Origin of the sequence: Candidatus Sororendozoicomonas aggregata (genome assembly GCF_031528575.1) — a bacterium.
GTDB lineage: Bacteria > Pseudomonadota > Gammaproteobacteria > Pseudomonadales > Endozoicomonadaceae > Endonucleibacter > Endonucleibacter aggregata.
Map to the genome: position 1 here is coordinate 30,392 of NZ_JAVLSP010000008.1, position 22,418 is coordinate 52,809.

The following is a 22,418-nucleotide window of genomic DNA, read 5'->3' on the forward strand; positions in this document are numbered from 1 at the left end:
AGACATGTACATAATGTACCCAGAACTTGAAAAGTAGTCGAGTGGGAGTGTCTTCGGCAACTTTTTTGCGATTTTTTTACTTATTCACTCAATCGTCCTCATCATGTCAACATTTCCCTCGAAATTGTCTCCTTCAGGGGACGAGGTTATAGGTTTATCCCCTGTGATAGGCTACCTTGAAAGAAAGGAGAACGCTTTTTTGCATGGAGACGCAAACGCATGGCGCACTTGGAGACCAAGGAACGTCAGGAAACCCTTGACCGGTTATTACATGACCTCGCCACTCAAATCCCCGCAGAACCTTTTGATGACCTGAAGCAATTTGTATACCGCTTCTATGCCATGGATAGCAGGAATGACCTGCTTGGCGGAGACCGGCGGGAGTTGCTGGGTTCAACATTGTCGTTCTGGCAATTTATGGCACATCATCATCAGGAACAACCCAAAGTAGAGGTTTTTAATCCGAATCACTCTCTCCATGGTTGGCACTCGACACATTCTGTTATTCGGATTTTGCATCGGGATATGCCCTTTCTGGTGGATTCTGTGCGAATGAAATTAAATGAATACGGGTCAGGTATTCACTTAATCCGCAATGGTGTGCTGGCTTTTAAACGCGATGGTGAACATCAACGGTTACCGTCTGACAGCGTGGGGGAAAACGATACCCGTGAGGCGTTTATTTATCTTGAAATCGACCGGATTGATAACGCGGCTGCTTTGGCAGATCTGGCCAGCCACCTGAGGGCAGTATTGGCTGATGTGTCACGGGTGGTGGATGATTTTCCGGCGATGATTCAGCGCGTCACCGCCGTGAAGAAAATAGCCAGGGACAAAAGCAACAGTGAAATTGAAACCTTTTTGAATTGGTTGCTCGATGGTAGTTTTACTTTTTTAGGGTTTGAAGAATTAAAAGTATTTCATCAGTCAGGCCGCCAGGTGGTCAAGCGGGTACAAGACAGTGTCCTTGGTTTATTACGACCCAAAAATGGCGGGGAAATCGGTCAGCACGAGCTTGAGCCGGAGCTTGAGGAGCACTTCTTTAAAACGAAAGAGCCGTTGTCTTTTTCCAAGGCTGCCGTTCGTTCTAGTGTCCATCGGCCTGCTTATCCTGACTTTATCTCCATTCGTCAGTTTGACCAAACCGGCCAGGTAGTATCAGAAAGTCGTATTGTTGGCTTGTTTACATCGCCTGTATACCGTCAGAGTCCCTTTGAAATACCGTTTATCCGTCATAAGGTTGACGCGATCATCGCCCGGGCTGGTCTGGCACCAGGAAGCCACCATGATAAGGACTTGTACCAGATTCTCACCATTTTTCCACGGGATGAATTATTTCAGACGCCCTCGGATCAACTGTACGAGACGGTACTGGCCATATTAAGAATTCAGGAGCGGAAACAGGTAAAGGTGTTTATTCGACAGGATGCATCAGCGTCGTTTTGCTCTGTATTGTTATTTGTTCCGCGGGATATATACAGCACTGATTTCCGCACCCGGGTAGAAAAAATCCTTTGCCGCAGGCTGGAAGCCATTGATTCTGAATTTACCACCTTTTTTTCCGAGTCTGTGCTGACACGTGTTCACTTTACCTTCAAGTTAAAGGGAAAAGTTGATTATGACAGGGTGAGCATTAACGAAGAAATCACCCGGGCAGCATCCACCTGGAAAGACGATTTTTCCGGGGTTGCATTGGAGTTTTTCGGGGAAGCGAAAGGTAACCAGTTAGTGGCCATCTATAGTGATGGTTTCAGTGCTGGATACCGTGAAGTCTTTTCTCCTCAGTCTGCTGTCGATGATGTCCGGCACTTTGAGCGGGTCAGTGAGGCTATGCCCATTTCCATGGGGTTTTATCGTGCCCTTGAAGATGGACCGGGGATGATTCATTTTAAAATATACCATGCCAATGAGCCTTTACCGTTAACCGACCAGACGCCTATTATTGAAAATCTCGGCCTTCGGGTTATGGGTGAGTATCCCTACATGGTGCGCAAGCATAATGGGGAGGTGATCTGGATCCATGATTTTTTGTTGTGCCTTGGCGACACACCGGACATTGATATTGAAAAGACGGGGCCGGTCTTTCGTGAGGCTTTTGAGAAAATCTGGTTCAAACATGCAGAAAATGACAAGCTCAACCGGCTGGTGATCGCTGCCGGTATGAGCTGGAGAAAAGTCACTATACTGAGAACCTGCTCCCGTTACTTAAAGCAAATTGGCGTTGGTTTCAGCCAGAGTTATATTGCCGATACGCTATGCAATAATATTGCCCTGGCTAAAATGCTGATTGCATTGTTTGATATTCGGTTTAACCCTGACATCCGTTTGTCTAAAACTCAGCGTCTGGCCAAGCAGCAGCAGATTCAGGGAAGTATTCTTGAGGCCCTTGACGATGTCAAGGTGCTCAGTGAAGATCACGTCATTCGCAGAATGCACAGTGTTATCGCGGCTATTTTGCGTACCAGTTTTTACCAGCAGACTGGCTCTGGTGAAGGTAAGCCTTACGTCTCTATCAAGTTGGCACCAAGGGATATCGAAGGCATGCCAAAACCTGCGCCACTGTTTGAAATTTTTGTCTATTCACCCCGTTTTGAGGGCGTGCACCTCAGAGGGGGCAAAGTCGCTCGTGGGGGGCTTCGCTGGTCAGACCGTATAGAAGACTTCAGGACAGAAGTGCTTGGGCTGGTCAAAGCCCAGCAGGTAAAAAACGCGCTGATCGTACCGGTGGGCGCAAAAGGGGGGTTTACCCCCAAGCAGATACCGCATACGGCCACAAGGGAAGAGATTCAGGCAGAAGGTGAGGCCTGTTATCGGGGCTTTATAAGGGCATTGCTGGATGTGACCGATAACCTTGAAGATGGCGCTGTTGTTCATCCTAAGAACGTTGTTTACTATGACGATGATGACTTCTATCTGGTTGTTGCTGCCGATAAGGGCACTGCCACATTCTCTGATATTGCCAACAGTATTGCCAAAGAATATGGCTTTTGGCTGGGAGATGCTTTTGCGTCCGGTGGCAGTGAAGGCTACGACCATAAAAAAATGGGGATTACGGCAAAAGGTGCCTGGGTGTCAGTGCAAAGGCACTTTCGTGAAAAAGGCATCAATGTTCAGTCCGATACGATTTCGATGATTGGTATTGGCGATATGGCGGGAGATGTTTTTGGTAATGGGGTACTATTGTCAGAATCTATCGCCCTGGTGGCTGCATTTAACCATCTGCATATCTTTATTGACCCAAATCCCGACATTGAATCGGGTTATAAAGAACGCAAACGGTTATTCGAGTTGCCAAGATCCAGTTGGCAAGATTATGACGCCACATTGATATCCTCTGGTGGGGGTGTTTTCTCCCGGACTGCCAAGTCAATACCTATCTCTGAGCCGGTAAAAAAACGGTTCGATATTAAATCCAATCGTCTGACGCCCAATGAACTGATCAAGGCTCTGCTCAGGTCGCCGGTGGATGTAATCTGGAATGGTGGCATTGGCACTTATGTGAAAGCGGTGACAGAAAGCCATGGTGATGTGGGTGATAAAGCCAATGATACCTTGCGGATTAATGGTCGCGAGTTACGAGCCAGGGTTATTGGGGAAGGGGGTAATCTCGGGCTGACGCAGTTGGGGCGTGTTGAGTATGCGGCAACAGGCGGTGCTATGAATACGGACTTTATTGATAATTCGGCAGGCGTTGATTGCTCGGATCACGAAGTTAATATCAAAATTCTCCTCAACAGGATAGTTGCTCGGGGTGATATGACGCTCAAGCAGCGAAATGCCCTACTGGTGAAAATGACCGATGACGTGTCCCGGTTGGTGTTAACCAATAACTATCGTCAGACGCAGGCAATTTCACTGGCTGAGATTGATGTCCGCAATAAAATGGAAGAATACCGTCGTTTTATGGAGTATCTCGAAGCGCAGGGAAAGCTGGACAGAGCCATTGAATTTTTGCCCACCGATGAAGAGCTTGCAGAGCGTGAAGCTGCTGGTAAAACATTAACCCGGCCAGAGTTATCATTGTTGGTGTCTTATAGTAAATCAGATTTAAAAGAAGCGTTAGCTATCTCTGATATTGTTGATGATCCTTATTTTGTGCACGAACTTAATACCGCTTTTCCATCAGTGCTAGTGGATAAGTTCAGTGATGCTATTACCGAGCACCGTCTGCGTAGTGACATTATTTCAACCCAAATTGCCAACCGGCTGATCGATATGATGGGGATTACCTTTGTCCATCGTATTGCGCAAACTATGGGGGGCACTGCCGCTGAAATTGCACGGGCATTTCTGGTCAGTCGTGATGTGTTTACTATCGAAAAATACTGGGAGCAAGCGGAGGCTCTCGATAATAAAGTGCCCAGTGAGTTGCAAATGCAGATGATGGCTTCCATGAATAAGCTTGCTCGACGGGCAAGCCGTTGGTTTTTACGCGTTAAACGACAAGATCTTATTACTTCGCAATGTGTGGCACACTACAGGCCAAGGGTGCGTAGCTTCACCAGTTGTTTTGCGGAATACCTCGGGGAGCAGGAGCAAAAGCAGTTTGCGGATAAGCTTGCCCGGTTATCTGAATACCAGGTACCACAAGAGCTGGCTACTCTTGTGGCAGGTCACCGTTATTTGCTCAGCGCGCTGCCTGTGATACAAGCTTCTGATCAAACAGGTCAGCCTTTGGATAAAGTGACTCGCGTGTATTTTTCCATCGGACAGCGGCTTGAGTTGGAATGGTATAATAGTGCCCTCGGCGCTTTTGAAGCGAATAACCACTGGCAGTCGTTGGCAACGGACAGTATCCGTGATGACTTAAACTGGCAGCAGCGGGAGCTGACTGTTGCACTAATGATGATGCCCGATGCCGCTGGTAACCTTGATAAGCATTTGGATCAATGGTTAATGCGGCAGCATGCTCTGGTCACCCGCTGGCAGGATATTCTTGGTGAAATACGCAGTGCCAGTGAACCGGATCTGGCCATGTTTACGGTAGCAAACAGGGAACTGCTATACCTGGTTCAGGCAACGGTGCACGCATGTCAGGAGCAAGCCAATGGTAACAGGATGGTTTTGAATAATACAACAGAAGACGTTTTTTCATTAAACAGTGAAAGTCACCATCAACGGCAAGGTGGCAACAAGGGTAAATAGCGCTATTTGGCCAGGCAAGTCAGTTTCGCTGGCATCAACGCCAGTTTTCTCTATAATTTGCCAAACTTTCAGATGTGTGGATCTCCCATGTACCAGTGTGCCCGAAAGCTTCTTTTTCAGTTATCTGCAGAAACAGCCCATGATATGGCTCTTGATATGATCGGTGCGGGTAATCGGCTGGGACTCGGTGGACTAATGGCGGTCAGCGTGCCTTCAAGACCCCGGAAAATTATGGGGTTAACCTTTGATAACCCTGTGGGGTTGGCTGCCGGGTTGGATAAAAATGCGGATTGTATTGACGGTCTGGGACAGCTGGGTTTTGGCTTTGTTGAGCTTGGTACTGTTACCCCAAGGCCGCAGCCAGGCAACCCCAAGCCGCGCATGTTCAGGATTGTTGAAAAAGAAGCCATTATTAATCGAATGGGGTTTAATAATCTCGGCATTGACCATCTTGTTGCCAACGTGCGCAAGCGCCGCTACAGGGGCGTGGTGGGGATCAATATTGGAAAAAATGTTAATACACCCATAGAAAATGCGGTGGATGACTATCTGGCGTGTATGAAAAAGGTCTACCCTTATGCCGGCTATATCGCGGTTAATCTGTCTTCTCCCAATACCCCGGGGCTGAGAAAACTCCAGTTTGGTGACGCGTTAAAACAGTTGCTCGATGCTATTAAACAGGCACAGTCAGGGCTGACGAGCGAATACGGTAAAAAAGTCCCTCTAGCGGTAAAAATTGCACCGGATATGACCGATGAAGAGATAGCTGCTATTGCTAAAGAGCTTGTTGCCCAAGAGATTGAGGGTGTTATTGCCACCAATACCACCTTGTCGAGGGAAACCGTGAAAGGTTTCAAGCATGCGGATGAGCAAGGTGGGTTAAGTGGTGCGCCGCTGGCAAGGCGTTCCACTGAGGTCATTAAAATACTGGCCGGTGAATTGTCGGGCAGGTTACCTGTTATTGGTGTTGGTGGCATTGACAGCGCTGAAGCTGCTGTCGCGAAAATCAAGGCGGGTGCCAGCCTGTTGCAGGTCTACTCTGGTCTTATCTACAAAGGACCCCGCCTGATTAAGGACGTTGCTGAAGCGGTGTACTCCTGCGAGTAATGATACCTGCTGGTCTTATGGGAACCCCGGATATTCCGGGGTCGCTCGGTCTTATTGGTTATCGGCGCGCGTTGGCAGACAGTTGTTGTACACCAGATACCCCCGTCTTGCCATCCCAGTTGTCAATTCGTCCTTCACGCCAGCCATTGAGCCAGGCCTGCCGGAGTTGTGGTTCTTCGTGAGGGCAGATATCCTTGGAGCGTCCGCATACACCGGTTTGATAGCCTTTGGTGTACGCTCTGTCAGATTTATCCCTTTTTTGTCTTTTCATCATAATGCGGCCTCTTGCGGGTTTATCAATTGCATTACCTCTTGGCGCACAAAGGCGCTTTCCAGAGTGAGCCAAACCGTTTGAGTACGGTAAGCTGGCTACCATTAGGCCATTGTGTACCTGGTAGCCAGAAAATCAAGAAAAGTCAATGGTATTTTTATCGGAAATTAACAGTAAAGTCGACTGTTAATTATAAATAACAGCTATATTTTGTAGTTTTTTGTGGAATAACACCATGCGTTCGGAGTCACTTTCCCTGTTTGCAAGCTGTCCAAAAGGACTTGAAACATTACTGGCTACAGAGCTGGATCAGCTAGGTGCTGAGGCTGTTCAGGAAACGGTGGCCGGTGTCAGCTTTAACGGCAACATGTTGATGGCTTACAGGGCCTGCTTGTGGTCACGATTGGCCAGCCGGATTTTATTGCGGCTAGATAAGCTTGCCTCAGAAACCAAAGAACAATTATACGACGGTATTAGTTTGATTGACTGGTCTGAGCACCTTGATCCTTCTGTAAGCTTTCGAGTGGATTTTTCCGGGTCAACACCCGATATTCAACACACCCGTTTTGGGGCGCAAGTCGTTAAAGATGCTATTGTTGACCAGTGCCGTGATCAACATGGGTTTCGGCCATCGGTAAACGCAGCAAAGCCTGATCTGCGAATTAATGTCCATGCAAAGGGGCAGTCAACTTATCTTTCTATCGATTTGTCAGGGCAGGCTTTGCATCAACGCGGCTATCGCCTTGAGGCCGGTGAGGCACCTTTGAAAGAAAATCTCGCGGCAGCTATTTTGCTTCGTGCACGTTGGCCGGCCATTGCAAAAGAGGGTGGGACGCTGGTCGATCCCTTATGTGGCTCTGGCACCTTATTGATTGAGGGGGCAATGATGGCTGCGGATATTGCGCCGGGGTTGTTGCGGGCACGCTTTGGTTTTGACAAATGGCTGGGGCATATCCCGAAACTCTGGCTCCAGGAACTTGAGCAGGCCCGTGAGCGCCGTAAAGTCGGCCTTGGGCGGGGCTTGCCAGCCATTATTGGGTATGAGGGGGTGCCTAAAATAGTCGGTCGGGCGCGGGCAAATGCAGAACGCGCGGGGTTGGGTAGGTATGTCTCCATAAAACAACAGGAGCTGGCCAGGCTGACTATCAGTGGTATCAAGCCAGGGTTGGTGCTATCGAACCCGCCCTACGGTGAACGTATGGGAGATGAAGCGAGCCTGGTGTATTTCTATCGTCATCTGGGAAATAAACTGAAAAGCCAGTGCGCGCGCTGGCAGGTGGGCATTTTTTCTTCAACGCCTGAATTATGTCGCAGCATGGGGCTGACTCCTCGCAAGCAATACTCATTATTTAATGGGGCATTGCCGTGTAAGTTATACCTTTATGATATTCGTGAAAAGCAGATTGATCAGTCTCTATCTGCATCTGCGTCAGAAAAGAAACTGGGGATATTCTCTGGTTCGCCTGGTGCTCAGATGTTTGCTAATCGATTAAGTAAAAATTTTCGACTGATGGGTAAGTGGGCGAGAAAACAAGGCATCGAGTGCTACCGTTTGTACGATGCCGATATGCCGGAGTACGCTATCGCCATTGATTGCTACAAGGACTGGGCGCATGTGCAGGAGTACGCCGCGCCAACGTCCGTGGACCCTGATAAAGCGCGCAAGCGTTTGTTGGAAGCGCTGGAAGTGATACCTGCGGTACTGGATATTCCAGAAGATCAGGTGGTATTCAAGCGTCGTCAGCGACAAACAGGCACGCAACAATATACACGACAATCCAAAACGGGCGATATGCTGGAAATAAAAGAATGTGAATGTCGTTTATTAGTAAACCTGAAAGATTATCTGGATACGGGTTTGTTTCTTGACCATCGACTGATGCGCCAGCGCATTGCCAGGGAGGCTAAAGGCAAAGACTTTCTCAACTTGTTTTGCTACACCGCCACTGCTTCTGTGCACGCCGGTGTAGGGGGTGCTCAAAGTACCACCAGTGTGGATATGTCGAACACATACCTCGCCTGGGGGCGTAAGAATTTTGCCCTGAACGGTCTGAGTGACCGCAGGCATCGTTTGGAGCAAGCCAACTGTCTGGAGTGGCTAAAGGCTGATAACAATCAGTACGACATGATCTTTATGGACCCGCCCACCTTCTCCAATTCGAAACGGATGCGGGGGACGTTTGATGTGCAAAATGACCATGTGGAATTGATTAATTTGACCATGACAAGGTTGCGTAAAAATGGCGTGCTGTATTTTTCTAATAACTACCGGGGCTTTTCCCTGGACGACCAGTTACAGGCGTGCTTTACGATAAAGGAAATCACGGCATCGACCATTGACAAAGACTTTCAGCGCCGACAGGGTATTCACCGTAGCTGGGTTATTACCCATCAGTAATGGGAGGGCGCAGTGAGTTCACCTTTTTCACCTTTGTTAAGGTGCGCTCACTGACAGCCAGAGGTGAACGATTAGAAGCGGTACACGGCGTTAACACGGTAGACCATGGGGTTCAGGTCGTAATCCCCTTTAAGCTCAGGCTTTCCTTCACCTCCAAGGGTTGCTGTGGTTTTAAGATCGATATACATGGCCGAGACATTCACCCCCCAGTTTTTATTGATCAGGTAATCCATCCCTACTTGCGCGGAGAGACCCCATGAATCATCCAGGGAGAGACTGTCATAGCCATCAGCCTCCATAGCCCTGCTGGTTTCCTCACTGAAAAAAGTAGTGTAGTTGACGCCGGCACCGACATAGGGTTGCCACTGGCTGTTTTGGCTCATTGGGTAGTATTGCAGGGACACTGTCGGAGGCAGGTGTTTAATGGTTCCGAGATCTGACCCTTCAAGGTCACCTTTGCCGTTGAGGTCATGGCTAAAGGGCGTGGCAGCAAGCACCTCTATGCCTAGTTTATCGGTCATCATATAGGTGAACGACAGGCCAAGCTGGGTATCGTTATTGGCTGATGCCTGTGCATTCAATTCGGCTGAGGCACCATTATTGCCATAAGCATGAATATTGTCGGATTTATTCTTTGGCGCCACGGTTGCCGAACCGCCGCGCAGAATAAAGTCTCCTGTCGTGTAAGCGATAACAGGTGCGGTAAATGCTGCAGATACCACTGAGGCAAGGATGGTAAATTTTAATGTTTGCATGTTTCTCTCTTTGTTACCGTGTTTTTTTATGTAAACCAAAACGCACGTGAAACCACCGGTGTATACCCGTCGCCTTTCAAGCTGATGCGAGCGATGCGCTATTCTTGGTCAATTTTATTTTGAACTAAGGTATCATTTTTTAGGGGAGAAAAAAACTGAGTATTTTGGTTATGTTTATGGGATAGTGTGGCCTGGTTTTTTTGTGAACGGTGTTTGTCAACAAAGCTGACAGCAGCCCGGCGTAATCTTCTGCTTCTACGACGTCAAATCCTGATTAATGAAACTGGAAAGCCGCTTTTTGTCACCTGAACGGCAAAAGCCAGTTGCTGTGGACATCGTCGACATCACTTGAAAGGCATCAGTGTTAGCCACAGCAGCTCTGGCTTTTGCTCAGAAGCAGTCTTAAAAGTCATGCTCCTGCTGCGGCTACGATAAATGGGTCTAAAAAATCGCTTTTGTTCGTCAATCAAATAGTCCCGCTATTCTCCTCACAAAAGCGACTTTTTATCCTCCATTTCTCGCAGTCCTCGCTACGGGCAGACTTTTAAGACTGCTTCTGAGTTTGCGTTGTTGTGTCCAGAACCTGGGAAGCCAGGTCAGCGTAAGGCTTAATTGCACCATATATTCAACGCAAGTTCCTTCTCAGTATGACCTGTTCTATCTGACATAAAGTTGTCAGGATTGTGTATCATTACTATTCGGGACGTTTTACCAGCCGGCTTTTTCCATGCGAACTGGCCGACAATCTTCCCTGTATCAAGATTGATAACGTTAAAATCCTGTACGCTGTCCCTTACCATACAACCACCTGAACTGGAATAATGAATGGCTATCCTACCCTGTCCTTTGTAGTAAGAGAAGTATCTGGCAATGGCTGAAGAGGGGTTATACACGCCAAGCATGCAGGGTCCCTTGCCACTGGGTTCAATTTTGTAGCCTTTTATTGAGGAATATTTGTAACCTGTGACGGGTACTGAATTAGTAATTTCAATGGACGTATCTTTACTATAAGCGTTATTCATGATGAATAAGCTCAATACGACAGTAAAAAAACAACCGATTTGTTCGCCATGAACGTTCTGGTACGTAGGGTGTTCTTGGTACTCATGATGTACTCCTACCGTTTATTGCCACTGAGAAGTCATCCTAACAATCTTTCATCCTGTTAACACCACGAAAACAGTTATAAAAAACCACTGTTCTGTGACAGGAATGTGCGATTTGATCGGGTTCTCAGCACCGAAGTGAAGTGTGAGTGGTTTGCGCAGCCGAAAGTTGGCAAAAGAAATCCTCCATTTTTTGGTATGATTCCGCTCAGTGGCCAGGGCGTCATTCATTAATTGCAACTTATATTCAGTGCCCCATCCTTGTCACTCATTAACGTTGCATCCACCATAAAGTTGCCAGGATTTTTGTGCGTTATTATGTACGCTGGCTCCCCTGCCGGCTTTCTCCAGGTAAATGTGCCTTCAACCTTGCCTGTATCATTGTTTATCACTTCAAAATCCTGCAGGCTGGCCTTGATCCAGCATTCCCTTGTGGCCTTATAATGTATGCCTAGACGACCACTATCACTCCAGCCCCTGCCATAAATGGCAGTACATGAAGAGGGGGTATACACGCCAAGCATGCAGGATTCCTCGCCAGTGGCCCTGATAGTGTAGCCTTTTATTGATGTGGGTATTAGATTGTTAAATGAAATAGTCGTATTTTTGCTGTAAGCGTTACCCATGAGGCATAAACTCAAGACCCCGGTAAAAAAAACAAACGATTTTTTCACCGTGAACGCTCTGTTACGTAAGATATACTTCATACTCATGATATACCCCTACCGTTCATTACTGCCAACAGGCAGCTCACACTTTTTTGTGAGCTGCGGCCACCGATAAAATCTGCCTGGTTTGGGCTTTCTTTCGTTACATAATACTACTACTATACGCCAAAAAATTGAAAAGTAGGCAGTTTTTTCATGGGTTTTATTTTTTACAAACAATCATAAATAGCTGCTCTAGGAGGCTGTCGGACTTATGCTTTCGAGCAGGCTCCCAGGTAGCCCAATTTCAGAAAATACCCGCCGTTCGTCATTCCTGCGAAGGCAGGCATTCACCACGACAGTGAGTCCCCACTGTTGCAGAGGGTGCTGGTGGAGTGAACATTGGTCTTAACGCTTGCCTTCGGGGTTCCCCCGCGTAGGGTGTCTCCCGTTGGGTGTTTGTGGCACAATGACAGCCAGTTTTTTATTCAGTTGGTCCTTTTTTTTATTAACGGCTTAACGGCGACGACCCCTTATGTTCAGACCGCTTCCCCTTTTCATTGGCCTGCGTTATACGCGGGCCAGGCGAAGGAATCATTTTATTTCCTTTATCTCCGGCACCTCCATGGTAGGGCTGACACTCGGTGTTTGTGTGCTGATTATTGTCCTGTCAGTCATGAACGGATTTGACCGGGAATTACGTGAGCGGGTGCTGGGCATGGTACCCCATGCCACCATTACGGCGCCTGAGGGAGGATTGAAAGACTGGCAGGGTATGCTGAAAACAATCCCGCAAACACCGGGTGTGGCAGGGGTCGCGCCATTTGTGGATGCGCAGGGGATGTTAACCAATCGTGGTGTGGTGCAAGGTGTCATGGTGTATGGTATTGATCCGGCTTATGAAAAAAAAGTATCCATTGTCCAGGATCATATGGCAGTAGGGACGCTGGATTCATTGAAGCCTGGGCAATTTGATATCGTTATTGGCGAGTTGCTGGCACAGGCGCTGGGTGTCAATCTCGGCGATAAAGTCACGTTGGTATTGCCCGAGGCTAATGTCAATCTCGCGGGTGTTTTTCCTCGACTGAAACGCTTCACTGTCTCAGGCATTTTCTCTGTCGGTGCTGACCTTGACGCCAGCTTGGCTTACATCAATATTGAGGACGCCGCCCGATTTATGCGGGTTCCACAGGGCGCTACGGGCATCCGGTTAAAAATGGATAACCTGTTTCAGGCACCGCGACTAGCCTGGGAGGTGGCCATGAAACTGCCGGGTCGTTATTACGTGCAGGACTGGACGCGCACACAGGGGCGGTTGTTTCAGGCTATCCAAATGGAAAAAACCATGGTAGGGCTGTTGTTGACGCTGATTGTGGCCGTAGCAGCGTTTAATATTGTCTCGGCGTTGGTGATGGTGGTGACCGATAAGCAGGGGGATATTGCGATTTTGCGCACTTTCGGCGCGACGCCTCGCACGATTATGGGGATCTTTATGATTCAAGGTTCGGTGATTGGGGTGGCCGGGACGCTCTTAGGCGTTGTGCTGGGCGTTATTGCCGCTGTTAATGTTCCTGCCATTATTGCCGGGCTGGAAAAATTACTCGGTATGCATTTTTTGAGTCCTGATGTGTACTTTATCAGTTATTTACCCTCTCAATTACAATGGCGGGACGTTGTGATTATCAGTACTTCGGGATTGACCATGAGCTTTTTGGCAACACTTTATCCAGCATGGCGGGCGTCAAGGATTCAGCCGGCGGAGGCGCTGCGTTATGAGTAGTCATGGGGCTGTATTGGCTTGTACCGGGTTGGCCAAGTGCTTCGATGAAGGGCCTGAAACATTGGAAGTACTGCGCTCTGTGGACTTTACCGTTCAGCCCTCAGAAAAAGTAGCTGTGGTGGGGGCTTCCGGTTCAGGGAAAAGTACCCTGTTACAACTGTTGGCCGGGCTGGACCGCCCCACATCGGGCACCGTGCGTATTTGTGGTAAAAATCTGGCGGAACTCAGTGACTTTGAAAAAGGCCAGCTGCGAAACCGGCACTTGGGCTTTGTGTATCAGTTTCATCACTTGTTACCCGAGTTTTCTGCCCGTGAAAATATTGCCATGCCATTACTGATGCGTAAGGAGGTGTCGGTAAAGGGAGCTGGTATAAAAGCCGATGCCATGCTCGCCGCTGTGGGCCTTGCCCCTCGGGCTAGGCATAAGCCGGCAGAGCTGTCCGGGGGAGAGCGTCAGCGTGTTGCCATTGCCCGTGCGCTGGTGGCACAGCCTGATTTGGTGTTAATGGATGAGCCAACGGGTAATCTTGATCCCCACACAGCAGATAAAATCCATGAGTTAATGGCATCGTTAAGTCGGGAGTTAACCACCAGTTTTATTGTGGTAACCCATGATATGCGCTTGGCGGGGCAGATGGACCATGTGTATCAGCTAACGGATGGTCAATTGTTGAAAGCAAAACAGTAACAGGTAAAATACGCAAAAATATAGCCAGTATGAATAAACTGGCTTTTTTTATTTTGATATAAACTAATTGATTTCGTTTCAGCCATTACTATTAGGTTTCAATTATTCTTTTAATAGTGAAACAGGTGCGATATGGTGGCAAGGGTTTTACAGGTTTTACCTTTCTTGTTTTTTTCTTTCATTACCACAGCTGTATGGGGAAGCTTCAGTAGCTGCGATAAATGTGAGGATAGAGTGGATATTATTCGGTGCTCTGTGTGTAAGGCGTGTCATGAAAAACCCATTTTGCCCTTTATTGAGCGCCTGTATACTCTGTTAAATGATCAGCAATTGATGAATGACGCCACCGTGGAATTACGGCAGCGACACGATATGACATTAGCAGAAAAAATGGCTCAAAACGAAACGCTTAATTTTCTGAAGACTGCAATACAATCCGTGTTTCATAGAAAAAAACTGTATTTGAAGAAAAAAGAATTTAAAGAAACGGTGTTTTATATGCCAATGGCATTACATCAGGCGGATAAAATACCCAATGGCGACCGTTTTTTTATGGCGGATGAATTATTCGAGTTAATGAATTTGAGTAACTGGCTATTGGGTGTAGGTAATTTCAGTCAGGTAATGTTAGCCTTGACAGGTGCAAACTTAATGTATTTCAATGAGAAAGGGCGGTTTCCTGAGTCTCGCACTGACTATTTTGAGCTCTATAAAACGTTAGTACCTATGTTGATGGATAATCTCATTCATTCTCAGTCTCCGTTTTTCAGATTGGAAAGGGCGCAAAAGCAACGGGCTGAAATCGTTAAGCGGTTGTGTTATTCCAGGTCATTGAATAGAAACGGTGAACACCAACAGGAGGCAAGTGATAGCGGCCATGTAGGCCATGTAGAAGAACTAAACAATCGGCTTAGAAAATCCCTGAATCAGCAGATAGAGACTGTCAAACTATCAGACCTGAACTGGTCTCAGCATGTTAGCCAGTATTTTGAGGAGGATAGTAACAGAGGTTATGTTGTTTTGTGTATTGTTTCCGATGGACCGAATGACCCCAGTGATGCTTATTACCCTGTGGTTATCTTAGTCAGCAAGGAAGATAATAAAAGTAAGGTTTATTTTCGTCATGGCGGCTATATGGAGTTTGATACAGAACAGGGAGAACAACAAGTTCTCTCTGTCCTTAATGATATGTTGGAACCCTTGCCCAGCATTGTGTTTGAAAAAATGATCAAATCTTATCAAGAAGAGGTAGAAGATAGAATTGGGGTACAAAGTAATGACTACATGGTAAAGTTCGCCAGTGGATCAATGGTCATCGGGGGTATTATCATGGGGACGATGGCTATCGGAATTCCAATGCTTAATGATGCCCTTTCCAGGGCGTGGAGTGGTTGGTAAACAGGATGACGGTATATTTTAGGGTAACTATACCCAAAGGGTTTCAAGCTACTGTTCTGATGTCCAGTTTGTAAGCTCTTACGCTGGTTGCTGCCTGAGAAGTCAGAAGCCCCCTGCTTTAGAGAGTGTCGCAAAGTCTATGCCACAAGGATGTGAATCACTAAACCCGCATGATGCGTGCGGTTAGAGTGCCTTCCATGGAGTGTGGTTCCTGTATATTGCCTGTACAGGATGATGGTGCGGGGTGTATTTCAGCGTTTCGCGACAGCCTCTTTAGTTGGGGGAGCAGTCACCCATTACTCTTATTTTTCAATTATTCTTTCAATAGTGAAACAGGTGCGGTATGGGTGTGAGGGTTTTTCGGGTTTTACCTCTCCTGGTTTTTTCTTTTGTTGCTGAAGCTGTATGGGGAAGCTGCGATAGGTGTGAGGGTAACAGGGACGTTGTTCGCTGCTCTACCTGTAAAGAATTTTATGTAAGACCCATTTTACCGTTTCTTCAGAGCATAAGCAGTTTATTAAACAGCACTGAATGGATTAATGCCGTCCAACAGGAATTGCTAGATAATCCCAATACAGGGTTTGTGGAGAAAGTGGCGCAAAATGACACGCTTTATAGTCTGAAGACTGCAATGGACTCCCTGATTTCTGAAGAAAAAGTGTATCTAAAGGAAGATGCTTTTAAAGAAACGGTGTTTCGTATGGCAATGGCGTTACATCAAGTGAGTAAAGTGCCCAATGGAGACTGTTTTTTTAGGCAGGACGAAGTATTCGAGTTAATGAATTTATGTGATTCGGTATTAGGTGTGTCCAGTTATTTTCAGACAACGTGGGCGTTGACTTATGAATATTTAAGGTATTTCAATAGAAAAGGGTCATTTCCTGAGTTTCGCACTGATTATTTTGAGCTCTATAAGGAATTGGTGCCTATGCTTGTGGAAAATCTTATTAAATGTGAGTATGAATTTTTTGAATTGAACAAGACCAAAAAGCGAAGAGCAGAAATGTTAAAGCATTTATGTTGTTGCAGATTATTAAATGGAAATGTTCAAAATCAACAGATGGCCAGTGAGTTTGATTCAGCTTATAGTGATAGCGAATATATAGAAGCGCTCCAACTTCGACTTTTCACATCCTTAAAAAATATAAAGACTGTCAAATTATCGAAACTGGACTGGTCTCAGCATGTTGGCAAGCACTATGAGGATAGAAAGTTCGTGGTTTTGTGTATTATTCCCGATGAACCTAAAAAGCCTTATACCCGTGTTGTTATGGTAGTAGGGTATGAAAGTGGTAAATATAACGTTTATTTTTTTCAAGGCGGCTATATGGAATTTGATACAGAACAGGGAGAACAGGAAGTACTCTCTGTACTTAATGATATGTTGGAACCCATACCAAAAAGTGAGTATCAAAAACTTTTCGAACTTTATAGACAACAGGTAAAAGATAGAATTGGGATAGAATACTCCTATAGGGAATATATGGAAAAGTTCATCAATAATGGATCAGCTGCCGTGTGGATGGCGGGGGGGATGGCGGCGGGGATAGCGGTTTATGTGCTCCCAATGCTTTACAGGGCCTGGACTGACCGGTAACACCAATAGTCTAATACCAAGACTCTTCAAACTCGATAGTAGTGCGAGGCAAAACGACGAGTGAAGCCTGCTGTTGAGAGTTATTTTAACGCGCGCTGCTTTTGGGGTTTTCAGCGTAAAGCGCAGTGAGAATGGGCTGTTGGTATAAGCAAGGTGAAGATATTTCGGATAGGGGGCGCAGGGTAACTGTGTGACAAGGTGGCGCAAGGTTGTTTGTGTTCAGATATCACTATAATACCTGTGACCTTAAGGTAAAAGAAAAGATCATTAAAATAGCCATTAATAATACCAATTGTATTTTCTAACTCTGAAAAAAATCTTTCTTTATAAGGCTAAGCTAAGAAGCAGTCTTAACCCGGATATTTCATAAACTGCCCTGAGAATCGCGCAGAATCTTGCGGCTCTGAGGGATTTTGCGAAGGAGCGCCGTACCGGGGAGTACGGTCGATTGAGCAAAACTCCCTTAGAGCCGCAAGGAGCAAGCAAGGCCAGGAGCATGTTTATGAAATATCCGGGCTAGTTAAGAATCTACTGAATGCCATGTCCAGTGACAAAAGAATTAAAATACAAATGTCGCTTTATTGCTCTGCGCGCTCATTGACCGCATGAATTTTGCGAAATAGCCGGTCTAAAAGCTCTCCTTTGCCTTATCCACTTTTATACCTGATACACCCCTCCCAATACCCTCTCACCCTTTGCCCCTGTCACCGCGGGTAAGTTTCCTGGCTCTGCGAACAAACGCTGTTTCGCCAACCACGCAAATGCCATAGCCTCGACCCACTCAGGTTCAATACCCAGCACCTGAGATGTACTGACAGGGATGCCCTTAAGCGCAGAGGCCAACCCCGCCATTAATGCTTTATTACGAGCGCCTCCACCACAAACAAAGAGGCTCCGTGTGTGGGGGGCAAACTCTCTGACGGCTCTGGCAATGGTCTCTACCGTCAATTGACATAATGTCGATTGGACATCGGCTTGACTGAGATCCGAAAAATGTTCCAGCTGACAGGCCAGCCAGTCTGGATTAAACAACTCACGCCCGGTACTTTTCGGTGGTGATGCCTGAAAAAAAGACTCCCTCATCATACTGTTCAGTAACTGCTGATGACTACTCCCTGACGCTGCCCACGCGCCTCCCCGATCGAAGGGTACCCCTTTATGCTTCTGGCACCAATAATCCAGCAACACATTGCCAGGGCCTGTATCAAAGCCCGTTACCGTTTTTTTACTGCCATCTGGCAACACGGAAATGTTGCTCATTCCGCCGATATTGACAATGGCGCGAGATTCACGGGTGCTGGAAAAAACCGCTTGATGAAAAGCCGGCACCAATGGTGCGCCCTGCCCCCCTGCCGCCATATCCCTGCGACGAAAGTCTGCCACCACAGTAATCTGCGTTAACTCCGCAATAAGATTGGGATCTCCCACCTGCAGGGTATAACCCTTATCGGGCAAATGCCGGATAGTCTGGCCGTGGCTGCCTATCGCACGGATCCCTTCAGGTTTTTCTCCTGACATGAACAATAATTCATTGACCGCTTTTGCAGACAGTTCCGCAAACTCTGTGTCAACTAAGGCCAACTGCTCAATTTCATTATCCGATGGACTGCAAAGATCGATTATGCTGTGGCGAAGCTTATCATTTATGGGAGCGCAATGATTAGCCAGTAAACGAATACTGTCTTTGTTAAAAGAAACCAGGACGGCATCTATGGCATCCAAGCTGGTGCCAGACATTAGACCAATATACTTTTCTTCCATGACTATCCGCTATAAAAAGTAGTAGAACACAATCATCTATTTTAATCTGAATTAGCCGTTGAATGCCGCTATTGTGCTGACAGACTGAAGCCTCTGCGTAGCAAAGCTGCCCTCATAGTTACCAGCATGAGACAATAACTATAATAAAGGTAATATGGAAGTCTCCAAGACTAATAGCTATTGGACAAGGGCATACAAATACTGATCAAAAAACCGGCCATTCTTATAACAATGCTTATGAAGAATGCCCTCAAGCGTAAAACCACATTTCTCCAAAACAGCACAGGAGCCTTTGTTGTACTCAACAACGTCGGCATAAATCCTTGCCAAGTCGAAATTATCGAAGGCATACTGCGTCATAAATTTCAATGCCTTTGACATAACACCTTTTCCCCAATGGTCTTCTGAGAGCCAGTAACCTATTTCAGCCGTATACCGGTAGACATCTGTCTGAGACACAAACCCAATCTCTCCAACTGCTTCATCGTGAAAAGCAATAACAAAACGAGTTTTTGACTCATGCTCTTTTACATACTGAACCCAAACTCGTGCGTGCTCTAAAGTATAGGGGTTAGGAAAGCTATCACGGAGGTTTTTCTCAATATTTTTATTATCTGCATGCTTAGCAATAGCGACTGCATCGCCATATAAGAAAGATCGTAGACAATAACCATTACCCAGCTCAAAACGCATAACGCTTTCCTGACACTCCGTTAGCAAAATTAATCACGACCCCTTTTTCATTTTATCCATGGCTTCTTGTACGACAGCTTTAGCCTGATCCTGACACTCTTTCATCATTTCAGGGTCTTCATCAGGAGCAACTCGCCACTCAATAATCCGCTTTGCCAGTTTACGCGCCATTACTCCGACTAAATCATCCAGATAAGACTCATCCAGCATACTGATGGGCATGAAACGCAGGTGAACCAAGAGCTGCTCCTGGTGTCCATCTTCTTTCATATGGATAGCAAAATCCCCAGGATCCGTTGTACTTTGACTAATAGTCAGCGTAAAGTGTTCACCACTCATGGCAATCTCCCCATTCTCCTTACTCTGTTGTCGGCGACGTCAAAAGGCTCTTTATTGGAATAACTCAGCCCGCCCCTCTAGAATAAAAAAGACCATAGATAAGGAAATCAAAAATGAGCCTGATCACCTCCAAAAATACAGAAAAGCTTGAACCCGCTTCCTCTTCAAGTATATCCCCAGTCCAAGCCCCTGACACAGTTGATGCAATGGCTGCCGACCGGTTTTCTCAGCTTGTTAACCCTGAAGATACAGCATCTCCTGAAAGTAAGTCGGATACTGCTACTGAAGAAGAGCCAACACTTGCTGACATTCAGCAACGGTTTATTGACACAACCTTTCGGACAGGTTTCAATAAAACCATGGAAAGGGCAAGAGAAATCGCAAAAGAAATGAAAGAATAAGAAAAACAATATATTAAAAAAATATTACGACAATTTTATCCTAAAAAACCCTGTAATTATGACACGTAAGCCTGAACTCAACAGTTGATTAGTTTTAACGTTATGGAAGTCTTATTCTTTATAGTGAAAATTCCGTTCAACTGCTGAGTTCAGGTTAAATCAAACTATAATTAACAAGTGTCATATAACACTCTTTTGAGATAAAAGGTGTAAAGCAGCTATGGATCGGCCTGATAATACCTCCCCTTTACACACAGCAACCCATGAAAACCTCAATAAAGTTCGATCATTTATGATGGATCTATTGGAAGGGCATATCTTGAATAACATGTCAGCATCGCTGATTGATATTCAAGAAAAACTACTGAATCTATCCACTCAAGCGATAAATAACAATCATAAACTGTCGTTACTTGAGACAAGACAGGTATTAGAAAATAGAAAAACAACAATCATAGAGTCCTTCAAAAAAAAATTAGGCGACACAACTAAAGAGAAAAAAAAAGACGCCTTGCATCTATTAAAAAATAAAGATCTCGAAAAGCAAATAATCGCACAGGAATCCTCAAAATCACTCACTGATTCAAGATCATCATTATTACTTTCAACCATAAACAACCGCCTGCAGCACCATCATGACCTCTACCAACTCGTTAGCCCCATTCATATATACGTCTGCTTTGAAAAAGCTATTTCTGATGTATGCCTACCCAAAGAGATGGAGGCTATATGCCTTCAGGCGTTTTGTCATTGTATGCGACCACATATAACCACACTCTATGAAAATACCGATGTATTCCTTGAAAATTCCGGATTTTCAGTTTTAACCTCCTTCACTAAATCTGAAACCAATGAAAATCAATTGTTGGATAATATCACCAACAAAGTGATAAATAAGTCCAGTTATACCCTCGCTGAGCAAAATATGTGTACAGAGCGTCACTCCTCTTTGCTGACACCTGCTGATTTAGTAACAACACTATCCATCCTCCAGGTTGAGCTATTGTCAACGTTTAACGCTATTGAAGATCTTTCCGAATCAATTAAGTTTTCACTGGAGCACCAGGGTATTTACCCAAAATTATCCTGTCGTCACCAGGATTTGATAAACCTTACCGGCATGCTATTTGAGTTCATTCTCGATGATCATCAGCTACATAATGATATTCGCAAGTTAATTGCTCTGCTGCAGATCCCGTTACTGAAACTGGCTATTTTTGATGCGACTTTTCTAACTGACAGACACCACCCCGCCAGGGATTTACTCAACGAAATGACGGCCGCTGGAATGGCCTACAGCAATGAGACATTGAAAGATGAAGCCCTTATACGGCTGATCGAACGCACCGTAAAAACCATTGTCTCTCACACCAATGATAACAGTATTTTTCCACTTGCCCTGAATCGCTTTCGTGATGAGCTCCAGACTCTCACCACCTTCAGTAACGACCCACTGCCCCCTGATGAGCCGCCTGAAGTAAAACGGCCTGAAGTGACACTCTCTAATGCAGAAGCTGGCAACAACGCAGGCGCACTCAAGGAAATTCAACCCGTAGATGAGGATGAAGATAAGAATGAGGATGAATCAACCCTGACCACGGATAATGATCTCAACCAAAACCTTGAAGAAATTATTCTTGAAAGCGGCGCCAGGGGGGTTGAGCCTTTTTCACTGCATGACTCAGATGAAACAATAAACATAAAAGCCTTTCAACCTTTTGCCGGTCTAGCTGAGAACCAGTGGGTTGAGTTTATTGGTGAATCAAAAAATTCTTTCCGTTGTAAACTCTCTGATATTGATACCCTGCATAACCGCTACACGTTCATTAACAGCTCAGGTATGAAGGTGGCTGAAAAAAGCAGCGAAGAGTTACAGTCAGATTTTGAAAAAGGCACATTACGCATTTTAGAAGACAGCCCCCTGTTTGATCGCGCACTGCGCAATGTTATTGATAAATTTTTACGTTACTGACAATCACCACCTATTGAGGATAAGCCCCATGTTTAATCCCGAACACCTGGAGGAGATCACCGGCGGCAATACCCAACTGGCACAGCGTATTTTATCTGAGTTCATCTCTACCACTACAGAAGACTTAAGACGTTTACAACAGGCAATAAACACTAACAACCCAGCCACTATGGTCAGTTTAGCTCACCGAATAAAAGGCGCGGCCGCCGCCATAGGCGCAACCCACCTGCAAGAACAGGCAGATTGTCTGGAACAAGCCACCAGCGGCTATCAATCACTTTTTGACGAGCTCCAAACCCGCTTTCAATCCATTCACTCAACACTGCCGAACGTGCATCAAAAGTAATCATGTAAGACAAT

General features: G+C 46.1%; 17 protein-coding genes. 10 read left to right on the top strand and 7 right to left on the bottom strand.

Annotation, left to right across the window (positions count from 1 at the left end):
- Positions 1-219: 219 nt before the first annotated feature.
- Both V4C51_RS02820 and V4C51_RS02825 read left to right on the top strand, forming a co-directional pair.
- Positions 220-5,145, top strand: a complete 4,926-nt coding sequence (locus V4C51_RS02820) for an NAD-glutamate dehydrogenase (protein WP_330924607.1) — start codon at positions 220-222, stop codon at positions 5,143-5,145.
- Positions 5,146-5,232: 87 nt separating this feature from the next.
- Positions 5,233-6,252, top strand: a complete 1,020-nt coding sequence (locus tag V4C51_RS02825) for a quinone-dependent dihydroorotate dehydrogenase (RefSeq protein ID WP_330924608.1) — start codon at positions 5,233-5,235, stop codon at positions 6,250-6,252.
- 58 nt (positions 6,253-6,310) lie between these two features.
- Here the strand turns inward: V4C51_RS02825 and rmf are convergent, their stop codons facing one another.
- On the bottom strand, positions 6,311-6,526 hold the full coding sequence (gene rmf / locus V4C51_RS02830) for a ribosome modulation factor (RefSeq protein ID WP_476577889.1): 216 nt from the start codon (positions 6,524-6,526) through the stop codon (positions 6,311-6,313).
- A gap of 232 nt (positions 6,527-6,758) precedes the next feature.
- Between rmf and rlmKL the strand changes: the two genes are divergently transcribed.
- A complete protein-coding gene (gene rlmKL, locus V4C51_RS02835; protein ID WP_330924609.1) occupies positions 6,759-8,921 on the top strand; it encodes a bifunctional 23S rRNA (guanine(2069)-N(7))-methyltransferase RlmK/23S rRNA (guanine(2445)-N(2))-methyltransferase RlmL in 2,163 nt (720 codons plus the stop codon).
- A 71-nt stretch (positions 8,922-8,992) separates the two neighbouring features.
- Here rlmKL and V4C51_RS02840 read toward each other — a convergent pair whose 3' ends face one another.
- The 3 genes from V4C51_RS02840 to V4C51_RS02850 all read right to left on the bottom strand — a co-directional run bounded on the left by V4C51_RS02840 (position 8,993) and on the right by V4C51_RS02850 (position 11,495).
- A complete protein-coding gene (locus tag V4C51_RS02840; RefSeq protein ID WP_330924610.1) occupies positions 8,993-9,676 on the bottom strand; it encodes an OmpW/AlkL family protein in 684 nt (227 codons plus the stop codon).
- Positions 9,677-10,284: 608 nt separating this feature from the next.
- Complete coding sequence (locus V4C51_RS02845) at positions 10,285-10,698, bottom strand: hypothetical protein (protein WP_330924611.1); 414 nt, start codon at positions 10,696-10,698, stop codon at positions 10,285-10,287.
- Between the two features lie 314 nt (positions 10,699-11,012).
- Positions 11,013-11,495 carry a hypothetical protein gene (locus V4C51_RS02850; RefSeq protein WP_330924612.1) on the bottom strand — a complete coding sequence of 161 codons (483 nt, stop codon included), beginning with the start codon at positions 11,493-11,495 and terminating at the stop codon, positions 11,013-11,015.
- A 469-nt stretch (positions 11,496-11,964) separates the two neighbouring features.
- Between V4C51_RS02850 and V4C51_RS02855 the strand changes: the two genes are divergently transcribed.
- From V4C51_RS02855 to V4C51_RS02870, 4 genes are all read left to right on the top strand, one after another.
- A complete protein-coding gene (locus V4C51_RS02855; protein WP_330924613.1) occupies positions 11,965-13,209 on the top strand; it encodes a lipoprotein-releasing ABC transporter permease subunit in 1,245 nt (414 codons plus the stop codon).
- Entirely contained in the window at positions 13,202-13,897 is a 696-nt protein-coding gene (locus V4C51_RS02860; RefSeq protein WP_330924614.1) for an ABC transporter ATP-binding protein, read from the top strand. The genes V4C51_RS02855 and V4C51_RS02860 overlap by 8 nt, the downstream gene beginning before the upstream one ends.
- A 234-nt stretch (positions 13,898-14,131) precedes the next feature.
- Complete coding sequence (locus V4C51_RS02865) at positions 14,132-15,295, top strand: hypothetical protein (protein WP_330924615.1); 1,164 nt, start codon at positions 14,132-14,134, stop codon at positions 15,293-15,295.
- Between the two features lie 343 nt (positions 15,296-15,638).
- Positions 15,639-16,892 (top strand): hypothetical protein, encoded by a 1,254-nt coding sequence (locus V4C51_RS02870; RefSeq protein WP_330924616.1) that lies wholly within the window; start codon positions 15,639-15,641, stop codon positions 16,890-16,892.
- A 657-nt stretch (positions 16,893-17,549) separates the two neighbouring features.
- Here the strand turns inward: V4C51_RS02870 and V4C51_RS02875 are convergent.
- The 3 genes from V4C51_RS02875 to V4C51_RS02885 all read right to left on the bottom strand — a co-directional run bounded on the left by V4C51_RS02875 (position 17,550) and on the right by V4C51_RS02885 (position 19,685).
- Complete coding sequence (locus V4C51_RS02875) at positions 17,550-18,653, bottom strand: anhydro-N-acetylmuramic acid kinase (RefSeq protein ID WP_330924617.1); 1,104 nt, start codon at positions 18,651-18,653, stop codon at positions 17,550-17,552.
- 177 nt (positions 18,654-18,830) lie between these two features.
- The gene (locus tag V4C51_RS02880) at positions 18,831-19,346 is read right to left on the bottom strand and encodes a GNAT family N-acetyltransferase (protein WP_330924618.1); all 516 of its coding nucleotides are present in this window, start codon (positions 19,344-19,346) and stop codon (positions 18,831-18,833) included.
- 33 nt (positions 19,347-19,379) lie between these two features.
- Entirely contained in the window at positions 19,380-19,685 is a 306-nt protein-coding gene (locus tag V4C51_RS02885) for a hypothetical protein (protein ID WP_330924619.1), read from the bottom strand.
- A gap of 113 nt (positions 19,686-19,798) precedes the next feature.
- Between V4C51_RS02885 and V4C51_RS02890 the strand changes: the two genes are divergently transcribed.
- The 3 genes from V4C51_RS02890 (at position 19,799) to V4C51_RS02900 (ending at position 22,404) form a co-directional block, all read left to right on the top strand.
- Positions 19,799-20,086: a hypothetical protein gene (locus tag V4C51_RS02890; protein ID WP_330924620.1), complete on the top strand. Its 288-nt coding sequence runs from the start codon at positions 19,799-19,801 to the stop codon at positions 20,084-20,086.
- Between the two features lie 220 nt (positions 20,087-20,306).
- A complete protein-coding gene (locus V4C51_RS02895) occupies positions 20,307-22,058 on the top strand; it encodes a DUF1631 family protein (RefSeq protein ID WP_330924621.1) in 1,752 nt (583 codons plus the stop codon).
- Between the two features lie 28 nt (positions 22,059-22,086).
- A complete protein-coding gene (locus V4C51_RS02900) occupies positions 22,087-22,404 on the top strand; it encodes an Hpt domain-containing protein (RefSeq protein WP_330924622.1) in 318 nt (105 codons plus the stop codon).
- The last annotated feature ends 14 nt before the right edge of the window (positions 22,405-22,418 follow it).